General features: G+C 55.4%; 10 protein-coding genes. 8 read left to right on the top strand and 2 right to left on the bottom strand.

What is annotated here, in order from left to right; genetic code table 11:
• The 4 genes from JWR17_RS04960 to bfr all read left to right on the top strand — a co-directional run.
• Positions 1–454, top strand: a 454-nt coding sequence (locus tag JWR17_RS04960) for a DNA-directed RNA polymerase subunit alpha C-terminal domain-containing protein (RefSeq protein WP_299828887.1), incomplete at its 5' end; no start/stop codon positions are given.
• Between the two features lie 42 nt (positions 455–496).
• Positions 497–883 (top strand): 50S ribosomal protein L17, encoded by a 387-nt coding sequence (rplQ, locus tag JWR17_RS04965; RefSeq protein ID WP_299828889.1) that lies wholly within the window; start codon positions 497–499, stop codon positions 881–883.
• A 197-nt stretch (positions 884–1080) separates the two neighbouring features.
• Entirely contained in the window at positions 1081–2529 is a 1449-nt protein-coding gene (locus tag JWR17_RS04970; RefSeq protein ID WP_299828891.1) for a catalase, read from the top strand.
• Positions 2530–2684: 155 nt separating this feature from the next.
• Positions 2685–3149, top strand: a complete 465-nt coding sequence (gene bfr, locus JWR17_RS04975; RefSeq protein ID WP_299828893.1) for a bacterioferritin — start codon at positions 2685–2687, stop codon at positions 3147–3149.
• Between the two features lie 55 nt (positions 3150–3204).
• Here bfr and uvrA read toward each other — a convergent pair whose 3' ends face one another.
• Positions 3205–6048 (bottom strand): excinuclease ABC subunit UvrA, encoded by a 2844-nt coding sequence (uvrA, locus tag JWR17_RS04980; protein ID WP_299828895.1) that lies wholly within the window; start codon positions 6046–6048, stop codon positions 3205–3207.
• A 129-nt stretch (positions 6049–6177) separates the two neighbouring features.
• Here uvrA and JWR17_RS04985 point away from each other — a divergent pair, with 129 nt between their 5' ends.
• From JWR17_RS04985 to JWR17_RS04995, 3 genes are all read left to right on the top strand, one after another.
• Complete coding sequence (locus JWR17_RS04985) at positions 6178–7575, top strand: MFS transporter (protein ID WP_299828897.1); 1398 nt, start codon at positions 6178–6180, stop codon at positions 7573–7575.
• A 9-nt stretch (positions 7576–7584) separates the two neighbouring features.
• Complete coding sequence (locus JWR17_RS04990) at positions 7585–8130, top strand: single-stranded DNA-binding protein (protein WP_299828899.1); 546 nt, start codon at positions 7585–7587, stop codon at positions 8128–8130.
• A 199-nt stretch (positions 8131–8329) separates the two neighbouring features.
• Positions 8330–9289 carry an EamA family transporter gene (locus JWR17_RS04995; RefSeq protein ID WP_299828901.1) on the top strand — a complete coding sequence of 320 codons (960 nt, stop codon included), beginning with the start codon at positions 8330–8332 and terminating at the stop codon, positions 9287–9289.
• Positions 9290–9461: 172 nt separating this feature from the next.
• Here JWR17_RS04995 and JWR17_RS05000 read toward each other — a convergent pair whose 3' ends face one another.
• Positions 9462–10526, bottom strand: a complete 1065-nt coding sequence (locus JWR17_RS05000) for a LacI family DNA-binding transcriptional regulator (protein WP_299828903.1) — start codon at positions 10524–10526, stop codon at positions 9462–9464.
• 135 nt (positions 10527–10661) lie between these two features.
• Here JWR17_RS05000 and JWR17_RS05005 point away from each other — a divergent pair.
• A partial coding sequence (locus tag JWR17_RS05005) for a histidinol dehydrogenase (protein ID WP_299828905.1) occupies positions 10662–11012 on the top strand: 351 nt, incomplete at its 3' end.

Raw genomic sequence — 11012 nt, forward strand, 5'->3', positions numbered from 1 at the left:
ATACGTGGTGGAAAACGCCCGTGTCGAGCAGCGTACTAACCTGGACAAGCTGGTTATTGATCTGGAAACCAACGGTACCCTGGATCCTGAAGAGGCTATCCGTCGCGCTGCAACCATCCTGCAACAGCAGTTGGCTGCGTTCGTCGACCTCAAAGGTGACAGTGAGCCAGTGGTTGTCGAGCAGGAAGACGAGATCGATCCGATCCTGCTTCGCCCGGTTGACGATCTGGAACTGACTGTACGTTCGGCTAACTGCCTTAAGGCGGAAAACATCTACTACATCGGTGACCTGATTCAGCGTACCGAAGTAGAGCTGTTGAAGACTCCGAACCTTGGCAAGAAATCCTTGACTGAAATCAAGGACGTTCTGGCCTCCCGCGGTCTGTCCCTCGGCATGCGCCTCGACAACTGGCCGCCTGCAAGTCTTAAGAAGGACGACAAGGCGACTGCCTGATCGTCGTAATCACCGAACGTCGTGTTTGGTAAGGAATGAACCATGCGTCATCGTAAAAGTGGACGTCACCTGAGCCGTACCAGCTCTCACCGTAAGGCCATGTTTCAAAACATGGCGGTGTCGCTGTTCGAGCACGAGCTGATCAAAACTACATTGCCGAAAGCCAAGGAACTGCGTCGCGTTGCTGAGCCGCTGATCACCCTGGCTAAGATCGACAGTCTGGCTAACCGCCGCTTGGCATTCGACCGTACTCGTTCGAAAGCCATCGTTGGTAAGTTGTTCAACGATCTGGGCAAGCGTTATGCAACCCGTGAGGGTGGCTACCTGCGCATCCTCAAGTGCGGTTTCCGCACTGGCGACAACGCGCCTATGGCGTACGTCGAACTGGTTGATCGTCCTATCGGTGGTGTTGTAGAAGCCGCTGAATAAGACGTCAGTCTGATCAAAAAGAACCGGGCCTAGTGCCCGGTTTTTTTGTTTTAAAAATGTCGTTTTGCATTCCTTGGTTATTATTAATTGCTATCGATCACGACAATTTAATGAATTTGCTGATGTAAAGTTTTTGGCCAATACTCCGCCACATGCCGATTAGCCGGCAGGACACGTTTGCCAGAGGAAGACTTTGCATGAGCCAGACTAAAACGCTTACCACAGCCAGTGGCGCCCCTGTCGCCGACAACCAGAACTCCCGGTCTGCCGGTCCGCGTGGCCCGCTGTTGCTAGATGACTTTCATCTGATTGAGAAACTCGCGCACTTTAACCGCGAAAATGTCCCGGAGCGTCGTGTCCACGCCAAAGGTTCGGGCGCTCACGGCACCTTTACCGTTAGCCGTGACATCACCCAGTACACCAGCGCCAAGCTGTTCGACACCGTAGGCAAACAAACGCCAATTTTCATGCGTTTCTCTACTGTAGGCGGCGAGCGTGGTTCGGCTGACACCGAGCGTGATCCCCGTGGTTTCTCGGTTAAGTTTTATACTGAAGAAGGCAACTGGGACATTGTTGGTAACAACACCCCCGTGTTCTTCATCCGTGATCCGCTGAAATTTCCTGATTTCATCCACACCCAAAAACGCCAACCGCAGACCAACCTGAAAAGCGGGCAAATGGTATGGGACTTCTGGTCGCACTCTCCTGAGGCGCTGCACCAGGTCACCATTCTGTTCTCGGACCGGGGCATCCCCGACGGCTATCGTTTCATGCACGGCTTCGGTAGCCACACCTATAGCCTGATTAGCGCCAACGGCGAGCGTCACTGGGTGAAGTGGCATTACAAAACCAAGCAGGGCATCAAAAACCTGGCCCCGGCAGATGCTGCTCGTATAGCCGGTACTGACCCGGATTATGCCCAGCGCGATCTGTTTTCTGCGATCGAGCGGGGCGACTTTCCGAAATGGCAGGTCTGCATCCAAATCATGACTGAAGCGCAGGCAAACGCTCATCACGAGAACCCGTTCGACGTCACCAAAACCTGGTCGCAAAAACAATATCCGCTGATCGAAGTCGGCGAACTTGAGTTGAACCGTAACCCGGCGAATTACTTCGCTGAGGTAGAGCAAGCTGCGTTCGGTCCAAGCAATATGGTGCCAGGTGTCGGTTTGTCTCCAGATCGCATGCTGCAAGGGCGGGTCTTTGCCTATGCCGACGCGCATCGCTACCGCATCGGCACCAACCACCAGCAACTGCCGATCAACGCGCCGAAAAGCCCGGTTCACAGCTACCAGCGCGATGGCTCCATGCGTTTTGGTGACAACGGTGGCGCCGCGGCTAACTACGAACCGAACAGCTATGCAAGTGCTCCGAAGCAGGCACCAGCCTATGCTGAGCCAGCGTTGGCACTGAGCGGTGTAGCGACTCGTTACGATCACCGCGAAGACACTGATTATTTCAGCCACGCAGGCGCGCTTTTCAACCTGATGAGCGCTGATCAAAAGACTTTGTTAATCGACAACATCGCAGGTTCGATGGCTGGGGTGAGCAGCGACGTTGTGCAGCGCCAACTGCAGTATTTCTACAAGGCTGATCCGGCGTATGGCGAAGGTGTTGCCAAGGCGTTGGGCGTTCAACTGAGCTGATTCGAAATGCTAAACAGAACCGCCCGCATCTGGGCGGTTTTTCCCGTCCAGTTGTCCGACTTTTCTAGATCTTTCACACTTCATCGCATTTCCGGAAGTGACCTTATTCTTTGCTTGGTTCAAACTGACGCCTTTAGAGCAGGAGATTTAGGGCGATGCAAGGTCACCCAGACGTAATCGATTACCTCAACACGCTGCTGACGGGCGAACTGTCGGCACGTGACCAATATTTTATCCACTCGCGAATGTACGAAGACTGGGGTTTCAGCAAACTCTACGAGCGTATCAACCATGAGATGCAGGAAGAGACGGAACATGCCGACGCGTTGATGCGGCGGATTCTGATGCTCGAAGGCACGCCGCGCATGCGGGCAGACGATCTGGATGTAGGCACCACGGTGCCTGAGATGCTCGCCAGTGATTTGCGCCTCGAATACAAGGTTCGCGCCGCCCTGTGCAAAGGCATTGCGCTCTGTGAGCTGCACAGGGACTACGTTACTCGCGACATTCTGCGCATTCAGTTGGCCGATACCGAAGAAGATCACACCTATTGGCTAGAGCAGCAATTTGGTCTGATCAAATCGATTGGTTTGGAAAACTACCTGCAATCGCAGTTCTGAAACAAAAAAGCCCCTGTCACCACACCGTGACAGGGGCTTTTTACTGCCTCTAGAACTACACGACTTTGGCTTTATCCCGAAGCAGTAACGGCTTGAGGTAGTGGCCAGTGTAGGACTGCTCCATCTCGGCAACCTGCTCGGGTGTGCCGCAGGCGATAATCTGGCCCCCCTTGGAGCCGCCCTCGGGTCCCAGGTCCACCAACCAGTCGGCAGTCTTGATCACATCCAGGTTGTGCTCAATCACTACCACGGTATTGCCGTGGTCGCGCAGACGATGCAGCACGTCTAGCAATTGCTGAATGTCCGCGAAGTGCAAACCAGTGGTTGGCTCATCAAGAATGTACAGAGTCTTGCCGGTATCGCGCTTGGACAGTTCGCGCGACAGCTTGACCCGCTGCGCCTCACCACCCGAAAGCGTGGTCGCCGATTGGCCCAGCTTGATGTAAGACAAACCCACGTCCATCAGCGTTTGTAGCTTGCGCGCCAGAGCGGGAACGGCGTCGAAGAACACGCGTGCTTCCTCAATCGTCATTTCCAGCACTTCATGGATGTTCTTGCTTTTGTATTTGATCTCCAGCGTCTCGCGGTTATAGCGCTTGCTCTTGCACACATCGCAAGGAACATAGATATCCGGCAGAAAGTGCATTTCGACCTTGATCAAGCCATCGCCCTGACACGCTTCGCACCGACCACCTTTCACGTTGAACGAGAAGCGGCCCGGGCCGTAACCCCGAGAACGCGACTCCGGAACGCCGGAAAACAACTCACGGATCGGCGTGAACAACCCGGTGTAAGTCGCCGGATTGGAGCGCGGCGTACGACCGATAGGGCTTTGGTCGATATCCACGACCTTGTCCAAATGCTGCAGGCCATCGATGCTGTCATGCACCGCGGCTTCCAGTGTCGTAGCGCCATTGAGGGCCGTGGCGCTCAAGGGAAACAGCGTGTTGTTGATCAGTGTCGACTTGCCTGAGCCGGAAACACCGGTCACACAGGTCAACAGGCCAATCGGAATTTCCAGATCGACATTGCGCAAATTATTGCCGCGAGCGCCTTTAAGCGTCAGCGACAGCTTTTTATTGCGCGGCGTACGCTTGGCTGGCACTTCGATCTTTACTCGGCCCGACAAGTATTTCCCTGTCAGCGAGTCCGGATGCGCCATGACCTCGGCCGGTGTGCCCTCGGCGACAACGTGCCCGCCATGGATGCCCGCGCCAGGGCCGATATCGACCACGTAATCCGCCAGACGAATCGCGTCTTCATCGTGCTCGACCACGATCACCGTGTTGCCGATATCGCGCAGGTGCTTCAGCGTACCCAGCAGGCGATCGTTATCCCGTTGATGCAGACCAATGGAAGGCTCATCGAGGATGTACAGAACGCCCACGAGGCCAGCACCAATCTGACTGGCAAGGCGGATACGCTGGGCTTCACCGCCAGACAAGGTGTCGGCGCTACGATCCAGCGACAAATAGTCGAGGCCGACGTTGACCAGAAACTGCAGGCGCTCGCGAATTTCCTTGAGAATCTTGTCAGCAATTTCGCCGCGTCGGCCGGTCAGCTTCAGCACCGCGAAGTATTCAGTCGCATCGCCGATGGGCAGGCTGGTCACTGCAGGCAAGGTTTTCTCGCCAACCCACACATGACGCGCCTCCCGGCGCAAGCGTGTTCCGCGACAGTCCGGGCAGGGCTGGGTACTGAGAAATTTCGCCAGCTCTTCGCGGACTGTGGCTGACTCAGTCTCGCGATAGCGTCGCTCAAGATTCGGCACAATCCCTTCAAACGGGTGCGCGCGCTTGACGATGTCGCCCCGATCATTGAGATAGCGGAAGTCAACGTTCTGCGAGCCGCTGCCGTTCAGCAAAATCTTTTGCTGATCAGCAGGCAGCTGATTGAACGGCACTTCCAGGCTGAAACCGTAATGATTCGCCAGGGACCCAAGCATCTGGAAATAATAAACGTTGCGTCGATCCCAGCCACGAATCGCGCCTTCGGCCAGTGTGAGCTCTCCGTTGACCAATCGCTTGATGTCGAAGAACTGCTTTACGCCCAAACCGTCGCAGGTCGGGCACGCGCCAGCCGGGTTGTTGAAGGAAAACAGTTTGGGTTCAAGCTCGCTGATTGCATGCCCACAGATCGGACAGGCAAAGCGCGCGGAGAAAATCATTTCTTCGCCGGGCTCGTCGTCCATCGGCGCGACCCAGGCAATTCCGTCCGCCAGCTTCAGTGCGGTTTCGAAGGATTCAGCCAGCCGCTGCTGCATATCCTCGCGAACCTTGAAGCGGTCCACCACCACATCAATGGAATGCTTTTTCTGCTTGTCGAGCTTCGGCAACTCATCCAATTCGCACAGCCGGCCGTTGACTCGGGCACGGACAAAACCCTGGGCGCGCAGCTCTTCAAAGACCGCCAAGTGCTCGCCCTTGCGCTCACGAACCACTGGCGCAAGCAACATCAACTTGCTGCCTTCAGGCTGGGCCAGCACCAGGTCAACCATCTGACTGACGGTTTGCGCTTCCAGCGGAATATCGTGATCCGGGCAGCGGGGCTGGCCGACGCGCGCATACAGCAGGCGCAAGTAATCGTAAATTTCGGTAATCGTCCCCACGGTCGAACGTGGGTTGTGCGACGTGGATTTCTGTTCGATGGAAATCGCTGGTGACAGCCCTTCGATCGTATCGACGTCCGGCTTTTCCATCATCGAGAGGAATTGCCGTGCGTACGCGGAAAGCGATTCGACATAGCGCCGTTGCCCTTCGGCATACAGCGTGTCAAAGGCCAGCGACGATTTGCCAGAACCGGAAAGCCCGGTAATAACGATCAATTTATCGCGTGGCAGGGTCAGGTCGATGTTTTTCAGGTTGTGGGTTCGCGCCCCACGTATCAGGATCTTGTCCACTGCGGCCTCGCTTGGCGGGCATAAACACGGGAGTATACGGCTCCATGCCAGTACGCGGCAAAGCGTCGCGTGTGTGCTGCTCACCGATGGGACTGGTAGAATCGGCACCGGTTCACATGAGGTTTATCCATGCACGATCCCCTTAGCGAACGAATGAGTGGTAGCGAGACCCGCGCAGCAAGCGGCCTTGCGCTCGTGTTCGCGTTCCGAATGCTTGGCATGTTTATGGTTTTACCGGTGCTCGCCACCTACGGAATGGACCTTGCGGGCGCGTCTCCAGCGCTGATCGGTCTGGCAATCGGCGCATATGGTCTGACCCAGGCGGTGCTGCAAATACCGTTCGGGATGATTTCCGACCGCATTGGTCGGCGCCCGGTCATTTATCTGGGCCTGATTATTTTTGCCCTCGGCAGCTTGCTGGCGGCCAACGCGGATTCAATCTGGGGCGTTATCGCCGGACGGATCCTGCAAGGCGCTGGCGCTATCTCTGCGGCGGTCATGGCGTTGCTATCGGACCTCACCCGCGAACAGCACCGGACCAAAGCGATGGCGATGATCGGCATGACCATCGGTCTGTCATTTGCCGTGGCCATGGTGGTCGGCCCGTTACTGACGCGAGCGTTCGGTTTGTCCGGGCTGTTTCTCGCCACGGGCGGCATGGCATTGCTGGGGATTCTCATCGTCGCCTTCATGGTGCCCCATTCAACCGGACCGCTGACCCATCGGGAATCAGGCGTCGCGCGAGCGGCATTGGGCGCGACGTTGCGTCATCCCGACCTGTTGCGACTGGATTTAGGTATCTTCGTGTTGCACGCGATGCTCATGTCCAGCTTCGTGGCCTTACCGTTGGCGCTGGTCGAAAAAGCCGGTTTGCCCAAGGAGCAGCACTGGTGGGTGTACCTCACGGCCTTGTTGATTTCGTTCTTCGCGATGATTCCGTTCATCATCTACGGCGAAAAAAAGCGTCAGATGAAGCGGGTATTGCTCGGCGCCGTGAGCGTGCTGTTGCTGACTGAGCTATTCTTCTGGGCGTTCGGCGATACCTTGCGGGCTTTAGTGATTGGTACGGTGGTGTTCTTCACCGCGTTCAATTTGCTGGAGGCCTCGCTGCCATCGCTGATCAGTAAAGTGTCACCGGCGGGCGGCAAAGGCACGGCCATGGGGATCTATTCCACCAGCCAGTTCCTCGGTTCGGCTGCTGGGGGCATTCTAGGAGGCTGGCTGTTTCAGCACGGAGGACTCAGTATTGTCTTCCTCGGCGGTGCCGCTCTGTGTGCCATCTGGTTGGCCTTTGCTGTTACTATGCGTGAACCTCCGTATGTGACAAGCCTGCGCGTGCCGTTGACGCCAGAAGCACAGCGCGAGGCCGGCCTGATTGCGCGTTTGATGGCCGTCCCGGGGGTAACAGATGCAGTGATCGTCAGTGCCGAAGCTGCCATCTATATCAAATTGGATACCGAATTATTGGATCGTAATTCCCTTGAGCGCCTGGTCAACGACCCAGCGCCAGCGGAATGCGTAGCCTAGGAGAACGTTATGGCCCGTGGGGTTAACAAAGTCATATTGGTCGGTACATGCGGCCAGGATCCCGAAGTTCGCTACTTGCCTAACGGTAACGCCGTGACCAACCTGAGTCTGGCGACCAGCGAACAATGGACCGATAAACAAACCGGTCAGAAAGTCGAAAAGACTGAGTGGCACCGTGTTTCGATGTTCGGCAAGGTGGCTGAAATTGCTGGCGAGTACCTGCGCAAAGGTTCGCAGGTCTACATCGAAGGCAAGCTGCAAACCCGCGAGTGGGAAAAAGACGGCATCAAGCGCTACACCACTGAAATCGTCGTCGACATGCAAGGCACCATGCAACTGCTGGGCGGTCGTCCACAAGGCGAAGGCGCTCCACAGGGTCAAGGCGGCAACAGCAACAACTCTGCGCCACGCCCTCAACAGTCGCGTCCGCAGCAGTCTCAACCGCAGTCCCAACCGCAGTCCCAGCCACAACGCGAGTCGCGTCCTGCTCCCCAGCAGCAAGCGCCGCAACCGGCTCCGGATTTCGACAGCTTTGATGACGATATCCCGTTCTAGGATTTAGCGTTTGGCTAGTCTGTAAAGACTGCGCCTAAAAGCCCTCTGAAGACCATTTGGTTTCAGGGGGTTTTTTATGCCTGCCTCTTCGAAACGCGCCCAACTGAACCCGTTTGTTAATGGGGTGGCGTTCGAGACTGTAAGACGTTTCCTGGAATTAATATAACTCAGGCTAGGTAAGCACACCTTAGGAGCCGGGATGACAAGATCATATGTGCTAGGGGTTGCAGCTGCGGTATTCGCTACGTTCAGCTGGGCACTTAATTTTTTATCACCTTACATGATGGGCGATTTCGGACCGGTTGATTTTATTACAATGCGATTCATCGTTTCTGGCTGCATTGGCCTTGTCATGATGTGTGTTTATTGGCCTGGCGAACCGGGTCTAAGCTGGCATTCAATGGTAACGGCAGGGTTACTTGGCCTGTTGGGATACGCTCTTTACATAGGATGTATCATGGGGAGCGTACTCCATGGAGGGGCCATTATTGCACCGGCTTTTTTGAGCGCGACGCCGGTCATCATCGCGGTTACCGGCAATATGCTTGAACGAACAGTCTCTTGGGACAGGCTTGCCATACCGATTGTTCTAGCGGTATTCGGATTGGTCGCAACGAATTACGGTGCCGTCGTCGATGTGGTGGGTGCGGACGTGAGTTCATACCGGTTAGCGGTAGGTTATGCCACAGGCGCTGTGCTGGCTTGGTTAATGTTCAGCGTACTGAACCAACAGACCTTGGAAAGAATCCCCCAGGTACATTCAGGTCTCTGGACTGGCCTCATGATGAGTGGTGCCGGTCTGAGCGTCCTGCTGTTCATTCCTTTCGGGCTTGAATATGGTATGTACAGTTATCCGCACATCGACCTTCGTGTCGACAATACTCTGCCGGTTTTCGCTGCTGCAGCAGCGCTGGCGTGTGTCGCTTCCGTTGGAGGGGCATGGGCCTGGAACTTTGCTAGTCAGAGGCTTCCGATGGCCCTCTCTGGACAGCTTATTTCGGTAGAGACAATCTTCGCCGCTTCTTTTGGGCTTATCGCCGAGCACCGTCTACCTACCGGACTGGAAACCCTGGGGGTGATAAGCCTGTTAGCGGGTGCCACGATTGCGGTGAGGGTCACGGCGCAGAAGCGCGGCGCGGACTCGAACGTTCAGGCTTGAATGGTCTGGACGATTTTGGCGGCTACAAGGCCAGGGGTCAGCCAAACAGCCCGAAGATCCGGGCTTTTGCTGTGCGGGATTTGCTGAACACGCAAGCCCTGAACTGACTGAATTCATTCGGGAGGGAGCCGACGCGGTATACCTGCTAAACCCCATCAGAACCAGAGCGGGACTACGCAGGTGTTTGCCAGACGGTATCGGCACCTATAACGGATAACCCGGTCTCCGGGCGACGTGCGCTGTCCCTGACAATCAATTGCCCAGGCAGGACCTCTTGAATGGAGGGCGTGGTAATCATTTCCAGTTGTGCGCGAATGATGTCTACGGTTCGCTGCACTAACTGGTCAATCGGCTGCTGGTAGGTCGTCAGCCCTATGAGAGGCCAATTAGCCATTTCGATGTTATCGAACCCCACAATCGAAATATCCTTCCCAGGTACCAAACCACACTCTCGGGTGACGACATTCAGTGCCGCAATGGCCATTAAGTCGTTAGCGCAGAAAATCGCGTCAGGTGGGGTCGCGTATGACAGCAGCCGACGGGTTGCTTCCATCGCAGTCTGAAAATTGTAATTACCCACCTCACGCAAAGGAGAGGGAAACCCGTGATGAATAAGCCTCTGGGAAAAACTTCGCTCTCGGTCACGACTCGTGGAGGAGCCCTCATTGCCAGCGATAAAGGCTAAGCGTTTATGGTCAGTCGATATCAGGAAGTCAGCGATGAGCGCTCCTCCTTGAGCGTTGTCGCTGGTCACACTTGAAACCGCCTCACTGTCGTTTTTCCGGTTTAGTAACACGACGGGAAGACCTGTTTGCTTGCACTCTTCTGCAAAGTGAGACGAAAGAACTGCAGACACCAAAATTACAGCTTCTACCCTGTGGCGCAAAACATCTTCCAGAATAGGATCTGAATCTCCGTTGGTGACCGTCGAGAAAAGCAGTACCCGGTATTCCATCGCTTCAAACGCTTTGGACAGCGCCTCCAGCACCTCGGAATAAAAAGGATTGGCCATGCTGGGTACGACTACGCCAATCAGATTAGATCGGCGAGTGATCAAAGAGCGCGCTACGAAATTAGGACGATAGCCTAGCGTTGTTGCTGCGGCTTCGACCTTTTCCCTGGTCTTCGCCGCCACGCTGGCGCCCTTGGTATAGGTTCGGGATACAGCGGACTGAGATACCCCGGCGAGTTTCGCTACGTCGTGGGCGGTGACGGGGCGGCGTATTAATTCAGCCATGAACGTTGAACCCTGAGCGTAAAGAAAAACGTCATCCTACTCATCTACCCCTTTCCAAACCACCAAAGAGTCTTCTATGATGGGGACTGCATACGTATGCATTCATTCCAAGAAAAATAATACTGGAGATTGCAAATGGCTAAGTGGCTGAAGAAAGGCGCTGAAGCGGACGTCGTGAAATCTGCCGACCGTCAGGTTCGTGACACTGTAGAAGCAATCCTGGCTGATATCGAAGCACGGGGAGATGCCGCGGTCCGCGATCTGGCCGTCAAATTCGACAAAATGGAGCGTGATAGCTATCGGCTAACTACCCCTGAGATCGAAGCGTGCTATTCGCAGCTGACTAAGCGCGACATTGCCGACATCGAATTTGCTCAAACTCAGGTACGCAATTTCGCGCAGCATCAGCGAAATAGTATTCATGACATAGAAGTTGAAACCCTGCCGGGTGTGATTTTAGGTCATAAAAACCTACCTGTGAATGCG

The organism is Pseudomonas sp. (assembly GCF_028293835.1).
Lineage (GTDB): Bacteria > Pseudomonadota > Gammaproteobacteria > Pseudomonadales > Pseudomonadaceae > Aquipseudomonas.

What these genes read in the sequence shown, in the direction of transcription:
- rplQ (WP_299828889.1), top strand. Translation starts at nt 497, where the DNA reads ATGCGTCATCGTAAAAGTGGACGTCACCTGAGCCGTACCAGCTCTCAC.
- JWR17_RS04970 (WP_299828891.1), top strand. Translation starts at nt 1,081, where the DNA reads ATGAGCCAGACTAAAACGCTTACCACAGCCAGTGGCGCCCCTGTCGCC.
- bfr (WP_299828893.1), top strand. Translation starts at nt 2,685, where the DNA reads ATGCAAGGTCACCCAGACGTAATCGATTACCTCAACACGCTGCTGACG.
- JWR17_RS04985 (WP_299828897.1), top strand. Translation starts at nt 6,178, where the DNA reads ATGCACGATCCCCTTAGCGAACGAATGAGTGGTAGCGAGACCCGCGCA.
- JWR17_RS04990 (WP_299828899.1), top strand. Translation starts at nt 7,585, where the DNA reads ATGGCCCGTGGGGTTAACAAAGTCATATTGGTCGGTACATGCGGCCAG.
- JWR17_RS04995 (WP_299828901.1), top strand. Translation starts at nt 8,330, where the DNA reads ATGACAAGATCATATGTGCTAGGGGTTGCAGCTGCGGTATTCGCTACG.
- JWR17_RS05000 (WP_299828903.1), bottom strand. Translation starts at nt 10,526, where the DNA reads ATGGCTGAATTAATACGCCGCCCCGTCACCGCCCACGACGTAGCGAAA.